The 18473-nt window shown below is 36.5% G+C and carries 15 protein-coding genes; 10 read left to right on the top strand and 5 right to left on the bottom strand.

Annotation, left to right across the window (positions count from 1 at the left end; genetic code table 11):
- The first annotated feature begins 84 nt into the window (after window positions 1–84).
- Window positions 85–666 (top strand): hypothetical protein, encoded by a 582-nt coding sequence (locus KMW28_RS21020; RefSeq protein ID WP_169662393.1) that lies wholly within the window; start codon window positions 85–87, stop codon window positions 664–666.
- A 132-nt stretch (window positions 667–798) separates the two neighbouring features.
- On the opposite strand, the gene KMW28_RS21015 is transcribed toward KMW28_RS21020, so the two are convergent.
- On the bottom strand, window positions 799–1527 hold the full coding sequence (locus KMW28_RS21015) for a LytR/AlgR family response regulator transcription factor (RefSeq protein ID WP_169662394.1): 729 nt from the start codon (window positions 1525–1527) through the stop codon (window positions 799–801).
- An 86-nt stretch (window positions 1528–1613) separates the two neighbouring features.
- Here KMW28_RS21015 and KMW28_RS21010 point away from each other — a divergent pair, with 86 nt between their 5' ends.
- The 7 genes from KMW28_RS21010 to KMW28_RS20980 all read left to right on the top strand — a co-directional run bounded on the left by KMW28_RS21010 (window position 1614) and on the right by KMW28_RS20980 (window position 12077).
- Window positions 1614–3620: a sensor histidine kinase gene (locus tag KMW28_RS21010; RefSeq protein WP_169662395.1), complete on the top strand. Its 2007-nt coding sequence runs from the start codon at window positions 1614–1616 to the stop codon at window positions 3618–3620.
- A gap of 127 nt (window positions 3621–3747) precedes the next feature.
- Window positions 3748–5250, top strand: coding sequence for a sodium/pantothenate symporter (locus KMW28_RS21005; RefSeq protein WP_169662396.1), 1503 nt, complete (start codon window positions 3748–3750; stop codon window positions 5248–5250).
- A 73-nt stretch (window positions 5251–5323) separates the two neighbouring features.
- Window positions 5324–7765: a TonB-dependent receptor gene (locus KMW28_RS21000; protein ID WP_169662397.1), complete on the top strand. Its 2442-nt coding sequence runs from the start codon at window positions 5324–5326 to the stop codon at window positions 7763–7765.
- An 88-nt stretch (window positions 7766–7853) separates the two neighbouring features.
- Complete coding sequence (gene fabG / locus KMW28_RS20995) at window positions 7854–8597, top strand: 3-oxoacyl-[acyl-carrier-protein] reductase (RefSeq protein ID WP_169662398.1); 744 nt, start codon at window positions 7854–7856, stop codon at window positions 8595–8597.
- Between the two features lie 11 nt (window positions 8598–8608).
- Window positions 8609–9598, top strand: coding sequence for a 3-oxoacyl-ACP synthase III family protein (locus KMW28_RS20990; RefSeq protein ID WP_169662399.1), 990 nt, complete (start codon window positions 8609–8611; stop codon window positions 9596–9598).
- A gap of 12 nt (window positions 9599–9610) precedes the next feature.
- Window positions 9611–11149 carry a class I adenylate-forming enzyme family protein gene (locus KMW28_RS20985; RefSeq protein ID WP_205958114.1) on the top strand — a complete coding sequence of 513 codons (1539 nt, stop codon included), beginning with the start codon at window positions 9611–9613 and terminating at the stop codon, window positions 11147–11149.
- 1 nt (window position 11150) lies between these two features.
- Entirely contained in the window at window positions 11151–12077 is a 927-nt protein-coding gene (locus tag KMW28_RS20980) for an extracellular catalytic domain type 1 short-chain-length polyhydroxyalkanoate depolymerase (protein ID WP_169662400.1), read from the top strand.
- Window positions 12078–12186: 109 nt separating this feature from the next.
- Here the strand turns inward: KMW28_RS20980 and KMW28_RS20975 are convergent, their stop codons facing one another.
- The 3 genes from KMW28_RS20975 to KMW28_RS20965 form a co-directional block, all read right to left on the bottom strand.
- Window positions 12187–14124, bottom strand: a complete 1938-nt coding sequence (locus tag KMW28_RS20975; protein ID WP_169662401.1) for an acetoacetate--CoA ligase — start codon at window positions 14122–14124, stop codon at window positions 12187–12189.
- A 116-nt stretch (window positions 14125–14240) separates the two neighbouring features.
- Window positions 14241–14396, bottom strand: a complete 156-nt coding sequence (locus KMW28_RS20970) for a hypothetical protein (RefSeq protein ID WP_158297936.1) — start codon at window positions 14394–14396, stop codon at window positions 14241–14243.
- A gap of 44 nt (window positions 14397–14440) precedes the next feature.
- Window positions 14441–16003, bottom strand: coding sequence for a PepSY-associated TM helix domain-containing protein (locus KMW28_RS20965; RefSeq protein WP_169662402.1), 1563 nt, complete (start codon window positions 16001–16003; stop codon window positions 14441–14443).
- Window positions 16004–16297: 294 nt separating this feature from the next.
- Here KMW28_RS20965 and KMW28_RS20960 point away from each other — a divergent pair, with 294 nt between their 5' ends.
- Window positions 16298–16726 carry an RrF2 family transcriptional regulator gene (locus tag KMW28_RS20960; protein ID WP_169662403.1) on the top strand — a complete coding sequence of 143 codons (429 nt, stop codon included), beginning with the start codon at window positions 16298–16300 and terminating at the stop codon, window positions 16724–16726.
- A gap of 181 nt (window positions 16727–16907) precedes the next feature.
- The gene (gene mog, locus KMW28_RS20955) at window positions 16908–17444 is read left to right on the top strand and encodes a molybdopterin adenylyltransferase (RefSeq protein WP_169662404.1); all 537 of its coding nucleotides are present in this window, start codon (window positions 16908–16910) and stop codon (window positions 17442–17444) included.
- A gap of 99 nt (window positions 17445–17543) precedes the next feature.
- Here mog and rbsK read toward each other — a convergent pair whose 3' ends face one another.
- Entirely contained in the window at window positions 17544–18473 is a 930-nt protein-coding gene (rbsK, locus tag KMW28_RS20950) for a ribokinase (RefSeq protein ID WP_169662405.1), read from the bottom strand.

Here is an 18473-nt window from a genome sequence, read left to right as displayed (position 1 = left end):
CATTCATTATCAGAATAATCTGAACTCTTTTTTATTTTTTACCGTAACTATTCAAACGATTGAACAAATTATCATTACTATTATATGAGGAGAATAACTACGGGTTCAGCAAAACTGTTATTGCTATTATTTCTATTATGGGGAAGCACCCAAAAAGCAGAGGCACAGGTAACCATTTTTCAATTGGCAGGTTGGGATCAGTCCTATGAGTTTTCTGCATGGCAACAATTAGGGAAGAGTGATTCAAGGCACTTTCTAAACGTCCGTTTTGGCGTAAACGATTGGATGTCTCCAGTAAATCCGACCACAGATACACAAAATCCAGCAATGAAAGGAAACTATTCTTTTTCATTGGGTTATGGGTATCAGGTATCGGATAAAATTATGCCCTATTTAACGATTAGAAAAGATTTAAACCGCTTAGAAAATATTGGTTTTGTCTCTGGAGTAGATATTCAGACCTATAACCGATTCAATTATACGGTAGGATTTACAAGCACTTACGATGTGATGAAAGATTGGAACAGGAGTAATGCTTGGATAGATATTTATTATGCAATAGGTAATCGAGGATGGAAAGTCGGTATGGAAACCGCAGTGACAGTGACCGGTGAAGTTGGTTTTTTATGGATGATTAATAAATCAATTAACTGGTCTAAAAAGTAATAATGAGGAAAATTATGTTGTAGGATCACATCATTGTGTCGCTACTATGAACAACCTAGACTAACTATATGCTTAGTCCCCCATAACACACTTTGGGGGACATTTTTATGCTTAAAATTGATCAAATGATCTTTATAATATTTTGAGTAATCCCATTAATTGGTCACGGTATTTTTTACCGATGGGGATATATTCTCCATCAATTAAAACATGATTGTCTTCAATCCCTTCGATGGATTCTAGATTAACAATGTAGGAGCGGTGTACTCTAAAGAATGCGTCTTTTGATAATTTTTCTTCTAAAGATTTTAAGGAATAATTCACTAAAAACTGACCTTCCTTCGTCACAATCAAAGCATAGATATCATTCGCTTTTATGACTTTGATATCGTTGACGATAATCTTCAACAAACGATTTTTAGATTTCACAAAAATGGCATCGTCTAACTCAAAAGTAGAGGTATTGGAAGAGATTTCTTCGTGAGTAACATGTTCTAATTGTTGTATGGCCAATTCAATACTCGAACGTAAAATATTCTTATCAATAGGCTTTCTTAGAAATGCGGAAGGGCGGACAGATTTGGCCTCTTGATACAATTCTTCTTCACTTTTGGAGGTAATAAAAATGATAGGTCCTTGAAAAGACATTCTTAGCTTTTTGGCTAATTCAATGCCGTTCATTGGGCCTTTTAGTTCAATATCTAGAAGGTAAACATCAGGAAGTTCTTGAGATTGATCCAGTAATTCTTCTCCACTTTTAAAAAGTGATAAAACATCAAAACCTAAGTCTTCTAAAGTGAATTTTAGGTTCTTGCTAATCACTAAATCATCTTCTACAATTACAATCTTTATGTTATGCATTGTATTTATCGGTTATGAAATTATAGTATTTGAATATTAATGATTAATTACTAATTTACCTAAACATCTCATATACTTTTTTCATAATGAGGCACCTATCTATTCTCTTTTCCATTATTTTTTTGATGTTTATTTCTACTACTTTAGCCAATGAACATCCTTCAGAAAAAATCGATTTTACCCTTATCGAAGACAAGGCTCCGCTGTTGACCATAAAGGAAGCGTTGAGTGCCTTAAATACGAATCAGGTGCAGAAAAGGAGTCATTTATCGAACGAAGATTGTCTTTGGTTATTGGTGACAATTCCTCAGAATGAGGTAGGAAAAGAAATGGTATTTACATCAAATAATTGGGGGGAGATATTAGTATATGATGCATCAAATCTTCAACTAATTGGAAAGAATGGTAATATTTATTCCTACCACGATTTTTTTGAGAATAACAGTGTCTTATTACCATCATCAACAGAAAAAATAATTGTTCAGCTTATTCCACATGTGAGTATTTACGGAGGAAAGGCATTGGATTTTACTTTGCTTCCGAAAGAGGAATACCTTTTGGAAAAGGAGGAGCGTAACTATATACATACACTGTTTATTGGGGTAATCATCGCCATGGCATTGTACAACTTCATGATTTTTCTAGCCATCAAAGACATTAGTTATTTTTACTATGTGGTCAATGTAGTAGGGAGTGCTTTGTACTTGCTCTTTTTTCACCGTTTAAGTGGGAAGTTATTATGGTCTGATGCTGCTATTTGGGATATTCATAGTTTCACACTTATTGTGCCGATAACCGGTATTGCTCGGTCTTTTTTTACTAAAGAATACCTTAATTTAAAGAAGCACTTGCCATTAGGAAATACATTTTTAAACGGCATTACCTTGCTTTATATTATTCCTATAGTGATGGGGTTAATCAGTTACTTTACAGACTATGATTTCCTAAAACAAGCTACGGTATTTATTGGCTTAATTGGAGCCTGCATTCTATCGAGTATGTTATTATTCTCCTTCATCGTGTACCGAAAAGGAGAGAAGTCCGCCTTTTATTTCTTTATGGCCAATATACTGTTTGTATGTGCGGCAATCATCTTGATTATGCATGAGGTCAGTCTACTTTCTGACCTGCCATTTACAGAATATTTTACGGAGGTAGGTTTAGTCGCTCAAGTGATTCTCTTTTCTTTTGGTTTGGCAGATCGTCTAAAACGTTCGCAACAACAGCTTTTAAATGAGGTGAAGGAAAAAGAACGTATCAAAGAGAATATGTATTTGGAGAAACAGCTTTTGATTTCTAATCAGAAAGTGAAGTTGAAAGAGGAAGTGGCCGCAAGAACAAAAGAATTAGCAGAAACAGTGGCCGATCTACGAACATCAGAAGCTTCTTTACAAAAACTCAATAACCTGAAAGACCGATTATTTTCTATCATATCTCATGATTTAAGGAGTCCATTAGCCACTTTCGATTCCTATTTAAATTTACTTTCTCAGCATTATGATAAACTGACGGAAGAGGAAAGAAAGGAATTGACATTGGATACCAATCATACGCTTCAACAATTTTCTATTTTGTTGGAGAATTTGTTGGAATGGTCGACCATGCAAATCAAAGAAGGGCAAGTCAACAAATCGCTATTTGATATGGATGAGATTATTGAAAAGAACAAAGAACTCTATACCGCATCCTTTAAGAAAAAGTCGCTTCAGTTTACGTACCACAAATCGGTTCAAAACTCTATGGTTTATGGCGATTATAAAATGATCGATTTTGTGATCAGGAACCTATTGAATAATGCCTATAAGTTCAGTCCGGAAAATGGAGAAATAGAAATCAAAATCAAGAATATTAAGCAGCATATGGAAATTGCCGTCATGGACAATGGTATAGGTATGACTGATGATGAAATAGAGAAAATCAAAAATAAAATTTACTATACTAAACTAGGAACTGATGGAGAGAAAGGAATAGGTATTGGCTTATCGCTCTGCGCAAGCTATTTTAAAATTCATCAAACATCACTTCAATTATTACCCAACGAGAATCAAAAAGGCATGACGTTCAGTTTCCAATTACCTAAAATGGAAAGCTAAAAATATGCTCACCTAAAAAAATCGAACGTTCACCAAAAAGAATCTGATGTTCACAAGAAAATCAAGCATGTAAGGAATGAGAATATCTACATTGAGTACATAAACAACACAGAAAATTAATACTATTATGGAACTATTGGGTTGGTTATGTATTGTAGGATACATGTTACTCATGGCTTACTTTGCTATACGCGGTGCTAAAGGAACGAAGACGTCTAAGGATTTTGCTTTGGGAAGTATCCACTTCTCTCCAGTGGTCTTAGGGTTGTCTTTAGCGGCGTCTATTACAAGTGCAGCCACCTTTATTATCAACCCTGGTTTTGTAGCTTATTATGGATTAAGTGCCTTCCTAGCCTTAGGTGTTTTTTTACCGGCAGGAACATTAGTAAGTCTTTATTTCTTTACAAAGAAGTTTCGTAAGGAAGGAAAAGAAATTAAAGCCTTAACGATGGCACAATGGATTGGTAAGAAGTACAATAGCAAAAACTTCACTACTTTATTTGCTGTACTTTCTCTATTGTTAATCACTTTTGTGGTTTTAATATGTGTAGGTATTTCTAAAGTAATTGCAGCCATTTTAGGCGTGAACGAATTACCTGTATTAATAGCTTTTATACTTTTTGTTTTTACTTATGTAGGCTTTGGCGGAGCAAATTCGATGGTCTATACCAACTTGGTGCAAGCGTCTTTAATGATAGTGATTTCTATCGTCCTATTCGCTTCAGGTTATCGCTATTTTATTCAAGAGGTTTCCTTTTTCGATCAGTTAGGACAGATAGATCAAAATCTAGTCTCTTTAACCAATGTCGAAAGCCCTCTTTTTAGAGATATTTTCGAGGTGATAATTTGTCAGGTGATTGTGGGTGTTGCCGTGGTTTGTCAACCGCACATCATTACAAAATCATTATTGATAAAAAAGGAAAGTGAAGTCAAAAAATACTTGTGGGTAGCCATTTTTACCGAGATACTTTTCTTTAGTGTCATCTTTATTGGTTTCTATGCACGTTTATCATTCCCGTCTCTCACTTTTAATGATCAAGGAATTGCATTAGACAATGTACTGACCACCTATGTAAATCAAACACTCCCTTATGGATTGGGGCTTTTCATCACTATTGGATTAATATCTGCTGGTTTGTCGACACTGGAAGGATTGATTCAATCGTTAACTGCAACCATAAGTTTTGATCTATTGCCTCGTTTTAATCGTTCAAAAAATGAGAATTCAACTGGACATTTAGCCTCAAGAAAATGGGTAGTCATCTTTTTAATGATTACCTCATTCGGGTTCTCTTATCAACAATTAATCGCACCAGATCTTAGTGTAGGTATTTTTGCTCAAAATGGAGTATATGCTTATTTCTCGGCAGCTTTTATACCTGTGCTTTGTGGATTATTCTTTCCAAGAGTAAAAGCAAAAGTGGCCATGTCGAGTGCGGTGATCGCAGTGGTTGTTCATTTTGGATTGTATTATGGGAGGATCACCCCCTATATGCAAGAGGAAGTGAGGAACCCTGGAGTAGCAGCTGCCATTGCCATTATCACTGCAATATGCTCAGCGGTAGTACTACATCTCATCACAGGATTATCGAAATCTTCGGAACAAATAAAAGAGGTGGAAACCTCATAAAACTAATTTCACTTCAACTAAACTAGCTAACCAACATATTTTTATTAATTTAAAGTAATTTATCTAAACTGAAATGAAAAATCTATTACTCTCTTTGATCTGCATGCTTTTGTTTGCATTTCAATCTCATGCTCAAACTGGTTTAACTATTAAAGGTAAAATTGAAGACTCCAATGGAGGAGCTTTAATTGGTGCCACTGTAAAAGTGGTTGGAACAAAATTGATTACAGTAACAAAAACAGATGGTATGTTTCAGTTAGCTGGCGTTCCAAAAGGTGAACAGACTATAGAAGTTTCTTATATAGGTTTTGAAACACAAACCACTAAATTGACCGTTGGAGATCAGTCTATTTCTGATATTAGTATTACTATGGTTGAAGCAAGTACTATGATTGATGAAGTGGTGATTTCTGGCTCTAGAAAGGCGGAAAAACTAACAGAAACACCTGCCACTATTGAGGTAATTAATGCAGAAACCATCTCTCAAATGCCATCGATGACGGCAGGAGAATTACTTTCGAGACAAAAAGGGGTAGATTATTTTAGAGCGGGTGTTGTTGGTCATGGTATTAATGTGAGAGGTTTTAACAGTAACTTCAATGCTAAGAATTTACAGATGACTGATGGTAGATTATCGACATTAATTGCTACAGGCTTGCCATTGGGACCAATGAATACGACCGTAAAGGAAGATATCGAACAAGTAGAATTGGTATTAGGTCCTAATGCGGCTTTGTTCGGTCCGAATGCGCACAACGGTTTATTAAACACCATCACTAAAGATCCACGTAAACACGAAGGAACAACTATTGCCATGAACGTGGGTAACCAAAGTATGTTCTCTACCAGATTAAGACACGCAGAAAAGGTAAGCGATAAATTTGCTTATAAAGTGACGGCAGAATACTCAAGAGGAGAAGAGTTTGAATATGTGGATTCGGTGTACCTAACACCTACGAATCCTGTAGAAGAATTGGACTTGGATAGAAACTTCGAGTTCTTGAGAGGAGAAGCTTCAGTGATCTATTCACCTATTGATGATATGGATTTATCGTTAAATTATGGAGGTAGTAACAGTACCTATTTAGCCCCAACCAATGTGGGTAGAAATCAGATAGTCGATTGGCAAGTACACTATTTACAAGCCAAATTAAATTATAAAGGATTCTTTGCTCAAGTATATCATACGATATCAAAAACAGATAAAACTTATTCTATTTCAGATTATACTAAAGGGTATTATGCAGGTGTTGGTGCAGGTTTATCTGAAGATGAAGCAAGAAAAGCAGCTTTCGAAAGTGCTAAATTTATTGATGATTCTAAACGTTGGAATGCAGAAGTGCAATACAATAAAGAAATCGGATTGTTTAACTTTGTGGTAGGTGGTCAATGGCAAAGAGACATGGCCAATTCTCATGGCACATATTTATTGGATAAAGACGAAAATGATTACATCACTATCGATCAAACAGGGGTGTATGGTCAAGCAGAAATGAAACTGCCAACAGGTACTAAATTTGTAGCTGCAGTGAGAGCAGATAATCACCAAGTATATGGTTTTAACGTACTTCCTAAGGCAGCTGTGGTGCAGACATTTGGTAAAAACTCAGTGCGTTTAACTTACGGTCAAGGTATTGCAGCACCAACAATTCTAAACATGTATGGTGATTTATTCGGTGGACTAATTTTAGGTAATGCTGAAGGATTTACTATGGAAGACGGAAGCATGGTCGAAAAACAAAAAGTAGAACGTTTACAGACAATAGAGTTAGGTTACAAAGGCCAGCCAATCAAGAATAAATTATTTATTGATGCCAACGCTTACTACAATATGTCGGAGAATTTCTTGAGCCCAGTAACAAATATTGGTGTAGCATCAAAAAGAGGAAATGAACCTATCGAGAACGTACAATCGGCTTATGATGCTTGGCAGGGTTTGGTATTTACTTACGTGAACTTCGGTCAGTTTGATACTTATGGATTCGATTTAGGAGTAAACTATTACTTCAGCGATAAATTGAGTGCTACTTTAAACTATTCATACTTTGGATATGAAATCGATGAAAACAACATCGAAGAAAACGATTTTAATAAGGATGGCGTAGTGAATTCATTGGACTTATTGATTAATGCTCCTACTAATAAAGCATCGATGGGCATCAATTATCATGGTAAGAAATTCTTCGGTACAGTATTCTCACGTTGGGTACAGGAATACGATTACTTCTCGAGTTATCAGATTGCAGCCAAAACACAAGATTTAGTGTATAGAGGGGTGCCAGTAGTTGAAAATGCAAGAAGCGCGAATGCTTTTAACTATGGTCCACTAGGCGGATTTATCACATTCGATATTTCAGCAGGATATAAAATAAACGACCACTTAACAGTCGCTGGAATGGTAACGAACCTTTTCAATACGGAAATGAGAGAATTTACAGCAGCACCTCCAACAGGTAGATTATTCTCTTTAGAAGTAAAGTATAACATCCCAGGGTTCATTGGAAAAAACAACTAGTAGGATAAAGAGATATTACCCATTGTTTGTACGGACGTTGCATTGCAACGTCCCTACGAACTATGAATAATCTAAAACTAAATACAAAATGAATAAATTAAACAATATGGTCGCTGTAATTACAGGGGGTGCCGCAGGCATAGGTAAAACCACCAGTCTACTTTTTGCAAAAGAAGGGGCACAGGTAATTATTTGGGATCTTAATCAAGAAAAAGCAGAGGAAACCATACAAATGATTAGTGAAACAGGAGGGCGTGCTCATTTTATGAAAGTAGATACCTCAGACTTTTCGTTGGTTGAAAAAGCCGTGGACTATCTTATCAATGAATTTGGGAAAATTGATATCCTTGTTAACAATGCAGGAATAACAAGAGATGCTTCCCTTAAAAAAATGACGATTGAACAATGGCAGCAAGTCATTGATGTCAACCTCACAGGTGTTTTCAATTGTACTAAACACATTGCCGATCAGATGCTGAAACAAGAGAGTGGTCGTATTATTAATACGTCTTCAGTGGTTGGATTATACGGTAATTTTGGACAGACCAATTATGTTGCAGCCAAATCGGGTGTTATTGGTATGACCAAAGTGTGGGCGAGAGAATTAGGACGAAAAGGAATTAATGTAAATGCGGTTGCCCCTGGCTTTATTGCCACAGAGATGACTCAAAAAGTACCTGAAGAAGTATTAAAAGGTATTGAATCTAAAATTCCTTTGGGTAAGATGGGCAAGCCAGAAGACATTGCTAAAGCTTACTTATTCTTGTCGTCTGATGACTCGAATTATGTAAACGGAACAGTATTGAGTGTAGACGGCGGCATGGTGGTTTAAATTCTAATAAGATGAGAAAATCAAAAATTTTAGGTTCAGGCATATTTGTCCCCAAACGAACCATAAGTAATCAATATTTTGATGAAGCATTAGGCGAAAACGTCAGTGATTGGTTAGAGAATAACGCTCAAATTTATCAAAGACACTGGTGTGAAGAAGATGAGTCCGTTTTAGACCTTTGTGTTCAAGCATCAAAAACGGCTTTAGAAAATGCGGCAGTTTCGGTAGAGGAAATCGATTTGATTATTGTCGCAACAGATACGCCAGAATATATTTCTCCTTCCACTTCCACTAAACTTCAAGATCTACTTCAAGCAAAAAATGCCGCTGCTTTTGATGTCAACTCTGCTTGTGCAGGCTTTATTACGGCTTTAGATATAGCCAATAAATACATCGCCTCCGATAAGAAATACAACAAGGTGTTGGTATTGGGTGCTTATGCGATGAGTAAATATTTGAACAAAACCGATAAGAAAACGGTCACACTTTTTGCTGATGGGGCAGGGGCGTTTATCATGGGACACACCACAGACGAGAATGAAGGGTATTTAACAAGTAATTTGATTTCACATGGACAGTATGCCGATTGGATGGGTATTTACGCAGGGGCTTCTCATCAACCGACTACCCGAGAAGTGATTGAAAATGGAGATCATCAACTCAAGTTTATCAAAAGGTTTCCAGGAGATTTGAATCATACAATGTGGGCGAAAATGGCACGAGATCTTTGTGAGGAAATCAATATATCTCCTTCGGAGGTCGATCATTATTTCTTCACCCAACTGAATATCAATAGCATTATTGAGACGATGAAATTATTGGATCAACCTATGGAGAAAACCACTACGGTAATGCATCAAAATGGCTACACGGGATCGGCTTGTATTCCAATGGCTTTTGACGAGGCCATTCAAAAGAAGAAAGTGAAAAAAGGGGATTTGGTTTTTCTTATCGGATCCGGTGGAGGACTGACCTTTGGAAGTATTGCTTATCAACTTTAAAAGAACAACATTATGAGTAAGGATTGGATCGGAAAATGGGCGGATTATTTAGGAGATAAGAAGGCAATTTATAGTGTTCATCAGAAAAGAACGGAAGGGTATGCGACGATTAACCAGAAGGGTGAACAGTTGGCATTGAACCTTTATGAAGCTGGACTAAGAAAGGGAGACCGAATAGGAGTGATTGCTGAATTTTGTATTGAATATATTTATTTGTTAGCCGCCTCTCAGAAAGTAGGATTTATACTTGTTCCAATCAATTATAGATTATCAAAAAGTGAGTTGAAATACATTATAAATGATGCTTCTCCTAAGCTTCTTTTTGTGCAAGATCAGTGGATTGAAAAGGTGCCTCAAAAGTCAGAATTACCTTCAGTAGACTATTTGATGATGACCTCCTTATTAGAAGATCTGTTTATTAAAAAGTCCTCTGTGCTTACCACTTCATTGTTCGAAGAGTTTGTTATTGATGAAGATGATCCACTCTTTATTTTATACACTTCTGGTACTACAGGTTTTCCAAAAGGGGCTTTGTATACTCATAAAATGATGTTTTGGAATGCGGTGAATACCGGGCTTCGTTTGGGCATAACAGATCAAGATCATACATTGGTTTGTGTTCCTCCTTTTCATACGGGAGGTTGGAATGTGATGCTAACTCCTATGTTTTTTCATGGAGGATCTGCCACAATCCTTTCTCATTTTGATATCGATTTGGTCTTTGATTTATTGCAATACGACCAAATCACTCAATTGTTCTTGGTGCCTACTATGTTAAAGTTGATGTGTGATCATAAACGATTTAATCGAGCCGTTTTTCCTAAACTACAATTCATTATTACAGGAGGGGAAGCTTTGCCTTTAAGTATTATTGATCTTTGGAAAGAAAAAGGAATTGATATCCGACAAGGGTTTGGAATGACTGAAGTTGGCCCAAATATATTCTCCTTACATCATGATGATGCCATCCGAAAAATTGGTTCGATTGGCACGCCTAATTTTTATACTCAAATTAAACTTATTGATGATGATGGAGAGGAGGTGAATGATGGCGAAAAAGGAGAACTCGTTTGTAAAGGCGATTTAGTTACTCCGGGCTATTGGAATAATCCCGAAGCCACTCAAAAAGCATTTATTAATGGTTGGTTTAAAACTGGTGATGTCTTGACCCGAGATGCAGAAGGATTTTACTATGTCGTCGACCGAAAGAAGCATATGTTCATTTCGGGAGGCGAAAACGTCTATCCTTCTGAAGTTGAAAAAGTGTTGATGTTGTGCGATGGTGTAAAAGATGTTATTGTTACTTATGTCCCAGACGAGAAGTGGGGGGAAGTAGGTTTTGCTTTTGTGATTCAACAAAAAGGTGATGAGTTATCGAAAGACCAACTTCAATCCCACTGTTTGGGACATTTAGCAAAGTTTAAACACCCAAAACATTATCAGATGGTTTCCCAATTTCCGGTAGGTCAGACGGGTAAGATTGATCGGGTATCGCTTAAAAAAGAGGCAGAAATAATGGTGAAAGAAGAATCCACTTTAAAACTTTCTTAAAATGAAATATCTATTTTTATCCTTTCTACTAATGATAATCATCAATACGATAGAAGCACAACAAATGCAGAAAATAGAAGATTTTGGTACGAATCAAGGAGAACTTGATATGTATTTTTATCAACCTAATGGTAGTGATAATGAAGAGTTACCCTTGTTGGTTGTATTGCATGGTTGTGGTCAAAATGCCAAGGAATATGCAAAATATAGTGGTTGGAATGTATTGGCCAATCAATCAAAATTTAGAGTCATCTATCCTCAACAAAAACTGGAAAATCAACAATACGGATGTTTCAATTGGTACAACAAAGAAGACGTGACAAAAGGAAGTGGAGAAGTACAATCTATTACAGAAATGGTTGATTTCATCAAAAAGAACTATCCCACTTCAAAAGTGTATATCAATGGTTTGTCTGCAGGTGGAGTGATGGCGAATGCCATGATACATAACTATCCAGAATTGTTTGATGCAGGCTGTATCATTGCTGGAATTCCATTTACTGATGGTGTTGGCATGGCGAAAGCTTTAGAATTAATGCAAAAGAGTACCATCAATTGGACACAAGATGTACTTACCTCTACCCAAAAGCCCGATATGATGATTATCCATGGAAATAGGGATAAGGTGGTGAATGTAAGCAACGCAGAGCAACTACTTCTACAGTTTTTTCATTTTTATCAATTAGACCCTATGAGGATGGAACTACATTCCTCCTCTAAGAAAATAAATGATCAATACACTGTTCAAGTATCAAAATATCAATCAGAAAATCTTCTAATTCAAAAAGTAATTATGGATGGATTAGACCACGGATTACCAATGGATCATCTTCCCAATAATGAGAGTTATAAATATTATCTTCAGACGGGGTACAATAGCACTTTAGAGATTGGGAAGTTTTTTGGGTTGGTCGAGGTGGAAGAGTAAAAAAAATACACATTAAAAATTGCCAATAAACAACACAAGTATTTAGAGAAGAATAAACTCTGTATCAAAAGCCCAGAAATTCATTTTCTGGGCTTTTGATACGAGTAAATTACTTTTGTAATTCTTTAAGATCTTTATACAACTCCAACGCCTCAGGATTCTGTAAAGCATCAGTATTTTTCACTGCTCGACCATGTATCACATTCCTCACCGCTAACTCCACAATCTTGCCACTTCTTGTCTTAGGAATATCAGTAACTTCAATAACTTTTGAAGGTACATGTCGAGGTGTTGCATTTTTTCTGATGATATTTCTGATCTCATCTTGAATATTATGGTTTAATTCAAAACCGTCTTTCATCACCACAAAAAGAACCACTCTGCAGTCGTCTTTCCAGTCTTGTCCGACCGCAATACATTCCTTTACGCTTTCCACTTTCATGGCTTGTCGGTAAATTTCTGCTGTTCCAATGCGTACCCCTCCAGGATTGAGCACCGCATCCGATCGACCATAAATTATCATTCCATTATTAGAGGTGATTTCTGCAAAATCGCCTTGTGCCCAAATGTTATCGAAACGTGAATAGTAAGCATTGTGGTAACGCTTGTTTCCTTCATCATTCCAAAAATAGAGAGGCATGGTAGGGAAAGGGTTTTTACACACCAATTCTCCTTTTTCTTGACGAACCGATTGCCCATTATCGTCTAAAACATCTAAGTCAAGTGCCAAACCCTTGCATTGTAATTCGCCGGCATAAACACCAACCGTGGGATTACCGGAAGCGAAACAACCAATCAGATCTGTTCCTCCAGAAATGGAACTGAGCACCACATCTTTTTTAAAGGAATTGTAGACATAATGAAAACTCTCTACAGAAAGTGGAGATCCTGTAGAATGAATTGATCGAAGTTTTTCTAAACGATGGGTTTTCATAGGATGAATATCTGCTTTTTCTAAAGCACTAATGTACTTAGCACTCACCCCGAAAATACTGATGTTTTCCTCATCTATTAGATCTATCAAATAGTTGGGTGATGGATAAAACGGACTGCCATCTGCCAATATCAAAGTACAACCTGATACTAGGCCGCTGACTAACCAATTCCACATCATCCATCCGCAAGTGGAATAATAAAAGAAGACATCTTCTTCCGAAAGATCAACATGCAATCGAAGTTCCTTAATATGTTCCAAAAGCACGCCGCCCGTTCTATGAACGATACACTTCGGTTGACCTGTTGTACCACTACTATACATAATATATAGTGGGTGATTAAATTCGACCTGTTCAAAATCGATTTCCTTTGCATTATTATCAGTGTAATCGTTCCATCGCACTGCTTGAACAATATCTTCTAAGGAAACATTGTAATCTAAATACTCAAAAACAATGATCTTTTCGATACTGCTTATTTGTTCAGCAAGCTGATGAACCTTTTCCAAGCAGCCATGTTTTTTCCCATTATAAGAATAAGCATTGGCAGTAAATATCATCTTTGGAGCCACCTGTCCGAAACGATCCAAAACACCTTGATAACCAAAATCAGGTGAGCAAGATGTCCAAATAGCTCCAATACTTGTCGTGGCCAACATCGCAACAATAGCTTCAATGCAATTGGGGACAAACCCAGCAATTCGATCGCCTTTTTCCACCCCATCCAATCGCATTTGATAAGCTAATCGAGCTACCGATTTATATAACTCTTTATTAGTGATGCTTTTTCGGTCGCCGTTTTCATAACGCCCTACCAAAGCCACTTTATCGTCCTTTCTTGAAAGGAGGTTTTCAGCAAAATTTAAAGTGGCTTCTGGAAACCATTGTGTCTCCGAAATATGTTTTCCTGGAACAATAAAGGGAGGGTTCCCTTTTTCCCCTTTTACGTGATATTTATCCCAAATAAGTGACCAAAAGGCCTCATTGTTTTCTACGCTTTTCTGATGAAAAAGCTCATAATCGTATTCTTGATCCCCTAAAAATTCTTGAAAAAACTGATACATCTGTGTCTTTTCAATCTTAGTGTTAGTAGGTGTCCAAAGTTTATGCATGTGTGTAGTGTGTGTTTATGGTAGTTTGAATATAGAAAGCAATTTCAAATAAAAAAAATCCCGATCGTATTCGTACGATCGGGATTATATATATATAAGTTTCTTAATTTTTATAACTATTGTACATCTTGTCCGATGTATACATGTGTTTGTGGCACATCTGCTCTTAAATTATGATCTTTTGGTAATACTAAAAATACTGTACCAAATACTAATACAACACCTAGGGCGATAGCCACAAATCCTTTTAGCAACTCGAATAAATCTTTCATAATATAAGTTTTTTTGATGAATATATTATATAAAACGCTTCAGATTAAAGGGAGTTGGATTTGTTTGGTTTTGTTAAAAATTTGAAAATCTTCTTGCGTTTTCTGTATATATATTCATGTACTCCACTAATCGTAATGAATAGGAAAAACAAAGCGATAAGTGGTATAAATAAGATGCCGTACTTACCCGTGATGAAGGTAAATAGTCTTCCGTTATGCAGTTCGAACATGTAATTCCAAAGCGGAAATTCGTAATTTTCTTTTAGTGCTTTGGGCATAGGATAGTAAGCATCTTCTGGCGCATTGAACATGGACATTAAGCCATGCTGGAAGGTAGAAATAAAATGTACTCCTTCGGGTGATTGGAAGTAACCCATGATCATGTAATCGGCAGGGCGTTCCATTCCTTCATATTTTGGTACCGACTGATTATAAACAACATCATAGGAGTAAGGATTGCCCTCTTTATAATCAAATAGTCCGTAAAAAGAACCGATTAAAAAGTGCCCATCTCCTTTATAATCAAATACTGTGGCGCCCATCACAAAGATATTGACGTCCCAATTTTGTAATGAAAATACAGCATCAGTTTTTAAATCACCTTTATAAATACCTTCTTTAGTGTCTAAAATGAGTTCTTCTGTATCTGTATTGATCGTAGCATTTCTAATACTATGGTACCATTGATTCTCAGTTAAAGCATTTGGGACATATTTTAAAGGAACATGACCATCGACCAATGCCACCAAAGCTGGAGGTCGCATAAAGAAGCCCGTTCCACCTATAATCAATAAGAATAGACAAACATACAAACCGATATTGGTGTGGTTTTTAATCATCCATCCCATGGTTTTATTGACCTTCTTTTTCTTTGCTTTATCGGTCGGTTTCTTTTTCTTTCTAAAGGTGATGTATAAGGCAGTGACACACAAAAAGATCAATATGACCGAGACCAAGTCGTAAACAATTCGACCGGGCATTCCCCAAAGCCAACCGCTATGCAATGCAAAAGTATAGGAGATCAAATTATAGGTGCTCATTTGCTCTTTACTGATGTTCAAATTAGAGAAGTGATCTAAAGTAGAACGATTCCCTTTATAGACATGATTTTCTGTGACGACGATCAAGTTGTCTTTGTGAGGAAGGACTTTTACCACCTTTTCTCTATAAGTTGATGGGAGTGGAATCAGTTTGACTTTCTGAGTAGGAACATCCACCTGATACAAACCGCCATAGGCACCTACCAATAGACTATTTGATGTCGAATCCAAAAATAGATCATTGACCTTACTGTAATAAGAGGAAGAATCAATGGGTAATTTATCAAACGATTTACCCTTATCAGAACTCAACCAAATCCCTGCATTTCCACCCATAATAACAGTGTCTACACCGATAAATTCGGCATCACGAATCATCCCTCTGTTCCAATGTTCAGGAAGGTAATCGTTGGGGAGAAAAGTGTTGGAAACATTAAAGGGAGCACATAAATCGATATGATTGAGGAGGATACCAGAAATACTCATCCAAATTAGAATCAAAGAGATACTAATGCCGACGTACTTGTGCCACTTCTTAGAGAAATTATATAATTTTTTACTTATCAATTTTTAAAATTTAGAACCAAAGCCTGTATCTCACAGGCTTTGATATACAACCTAAACTCTATCAAACTCTTTAAGAGTTGAAGAGGAGTAGCAGAGAAATATCTGATAATGAACTTAATTCTGTTTGTTAACGTAAATTTAATCTGTTTTTAATAAAAGACAAATAGGTATTCTATTATATTTGAGTTAGAGTTGTTAACTTTATTCAATCATCTTTATTGGGTGAAATTCGTTACCTTTTTTGGTAATAAAACCCGTTAAATTTGTATATCGTAAATAAATTTCCATTACCCGATGTTATCAAAAGCATGTACATATGGCATTCGTGCCTTGGTTTATATTACACAAAAAACCGAGGAGGGTAAAAGAGTAGGAAGCAAAGAAATTGCTGAGCACACTAAAGTACCAGAGCCATTTATCGCAAAAATCTTACAGCAAATTAAAAAAGTTGGGTTAATTGAATCTGCGAAAGGACCAAAAGGTGGATTTTATATGTTGGAAGATCAGTTAAATGTGACCTTATATAAAATCGTAGAAACAATAGACGGCGACGATTTAATGACTAGCTGTGGTTTGGGTTTCGAACATTGTTCGGACGAAAAACCCTGTCCACTACACAATCATTTTAAAGGGATCAAAGCTGATCTCAATAAAATGCTGATAGAGACTACTATTTTAGACTTAGCTAAAGGTGTTGAGAAAGGAGAAGCTTTCTTAATTTAGCAAACATTAAAAACATGGAACATCATCAAATAATCTAATTTTTTGATGATGTTTTTTTATGTGCAATTCCCAGTAAGGGCCAATCGCATTCTTCCCCTACAAATAAATGGTAAAAAAAACTTGCACAATCCCCCAAAACAAGATTAATTTGAACCACCAAAAAATCACATCCAAACAAACCATGAGCAACAAAGAACTTAAAATTGGCATTATCAATGTATCAGACAGAGCAAGCAGAGGAGAATATGAAGACCTTCCAGGAAAAGAAGTCAGAAGACTGATGAACCTGTGGTTGACTTGTCCTTGGGAAGAAGTCTATAAAGTAGTTCCAGACGAGCAAGATCAATTAGAAGATCGTATGATCAAGATGGCAATGAAAGGTTGTAGCCTAATTGTGACTACAGGTGGAACAGGGCCAGCACTTAGAGATGTAACACCAGAAGCAACAGAAGCAGTTTGTGATAAAATGCTTCCTGGATTCGGAGAACAGATGCGTCAGGTAAGCTTGCAGTATGTACCAACAGCCATTCTTTCTCGTCAGACTGCGGGAGTGAGAGGAAGCACACTAATTGTGAATCTACCTGGAAAACCTAAATCTATCAAAGAGTGTTTGGAGGTTGTTTTTCCTGCAATTCCTTATTGCATCGACCTAATTGGTGGTGCATATATTGAAACGAATCCAGAAGAGATGAAGGTATTTAGACCTAAACAAAAATAGATTTTTTGTAAAGTGGCTTGAATAAAGAAAGCTTCAATTTTTGTCAGTTTCTAGACAAAAATTGAAGCTTTTTTGATAAAGAGTAATCGATGAATCAGACTATTTTTTAGCAGTGTTCTTTTCCATAAAATCAATGACTTCTTTTTGATAAGGAATTGAAGTCTGGGCACCGTCTTTTTGAGTGGATAAACCGGCAGAAGCATTGGCTGTCTCGATAGCTTCCAACAAAAGTTGATCATTTGATAATGCCACAGATAATGCTCCACAAAATGTATCTCCAGCAGCGGTAGTATCTTTTGCATTGACTTTATATGCGGGAACAATAGTATCCATCTCTTCATTTTTGAGGTATACTCCTTTTGAACCCAAAGTGATTAAAACATTCTTTACTCCCTTGGCCAATAATTGATCGGCAGCGTTGACCATGCTTTCATGATCAGTAATCTTAATACCGGTAATCAATTCCGTTTCTGTTTCATTCGGAATAATAAGGTCAATTAATGGAAATAAATCTTCTTGAAGTTGACCTGCAGGGGCAGGGTTAACAATTACTTTTAGTTGATGTTTTTTAGCCACTTCTATTGCCTTTCTTACCGTGGGCATGGGAGTCTCAAACTGAACCAATAGAATATCATGTTCTTTGATAAAAGATTCAGAGTGGGTAATGTCTTCTGGACTTAATGTATCATTCGCTCCTGAGGCCACAGAAATACTATTTTCCCCTTCCTCACTCACAAAAATTAAGGCAACCCCAGAAGGATTCGTTGGATCAACATACATATTGGATGTATCAATATTTTCCCTATCTAACCCCTTTTTAGCTTCATTCCCAAGCGTATCATTTCCTATTTTACCAATAAAAGATACGAGTCCTCCAGATCGAGCCGCAGCTACTGCTTGATTCGCTCCTTTACCACCTGCTACTTGCATAAACTTCCCACCTAGGATAGTCTCGCCGGGTGCAGGAATTCTAGGTGATTTCACCACCATATCTGTATTTGAGCTACCAATAACTATAATTTTTTTCAT

The organism is Flammeovirga yaeyamensis, from assembly GCF_018736045.1.
Classification (GTDB): Bacteria; Bacteroidota; Bacteroidia; order Cytophagales; family Flammeovirgaceae; genus Flammeovirga; species Flammeovirga yaeyamensis.
The sequence above is the reverse complement of the archived record's forward strand: the minus strand, read 5'-3'. Positions and strand labels throughout refer to the sequence as shown.

Bases quoted from the DNA above. Each gene is read 5' to 3' on its own strand.
- KMW28_RS20990 (WP_169662399.1), top strand. From the start codon at position 8,609: ATGAGAAAATCAAAAATTTTAGGTTCAGGCATATTTGTCCCCAAACGA.
- KMW28_RS20970 (WP_158297936.1), bottom strand. From the start codon at position 14,396: ATGAAAGATTTATTCGAGTTGCTAAAAGGATTTGTGGCTATCGCCCTA.
- KMW28_RS21000 (WP_169662397.1), top strand. From the start codon at position 5,324: ATGAAAAATCTATTACTCTCTTTGATCTGCATGCTTTTGTTTGCATTT.
- rbsK (WP_169662405.1), bottom strand. From the start codon at position 18,473: ATGAAAAAAATTATAGTTATTGGTAGCTCAAATACAGATATGGTGGTG.
- KMW28_RS21010 (WP_169662395.1), top strand. From the start codon at position 1,614: ATGAGGCACCTATCTATTCTCTTTTCCATTATTTTTTTGATGTTTATT.
- KMW28_RS20960 (WP_169662403.1), top strand. From the start codon at position 16,298: ATGTTATCAAAAGCATGTACATATGGCATTCGTGCCTTGGTTTATATT.
- KMW28_RS21005 (WP_169662396.1), top strand. From the start codon at position 3,748: ATGGAACTATTGGGTTGGTTATGTATTGTAGGATACATGTTACTCATG.
- KMW28_RS21020 (WP_169662393.1), top strand. From the start codon at position 85: ATGAGGAGAATAACTACGGGTTCAGCAAAACTGTTATTGCTATTATTT.
- mog (WP_169662404.1), top strand. From the start codon at position 16,908: ATGAGCAACAAAGAACTTAAAATTGGCATTATCAATGTATCAGACAGA.
- KMW28_RS21015 (WP_169662394.1), bottom strand. From the start codon at position 1,527: ATGCATAACATAAAGATTGTAATTGTAGAAGATGATTTAGTGATTAGC.
- KMW28_RS20985 (WP_205958114.1), top strand. From the start codon at position 9,611: ATGAGTAAGGATTGGATCGGAAAATGGGCGGATTATTTAGGAGATAAG.
- KMW28_RS20980 (WP_169662400.1), top strand. From the start codon at position 11,151: ATGAAATATCTATTTTTATCCTTTCTACTAATGATAATCATCAATACG.
- KMW28_RS20975 (WP_169662401.1), bottom strand. From the start codon at position 14,124: ATGCATAAACTTTGGACACCTACTAACACTAAGATTGAAAAGACACAG.
- fabG (WP_169662398.1), top strand. From the start codon at position 7,854: ATGAATAAATTAAACAATATGGTCGCTGTAATTACAGGGGGTGCCGCA.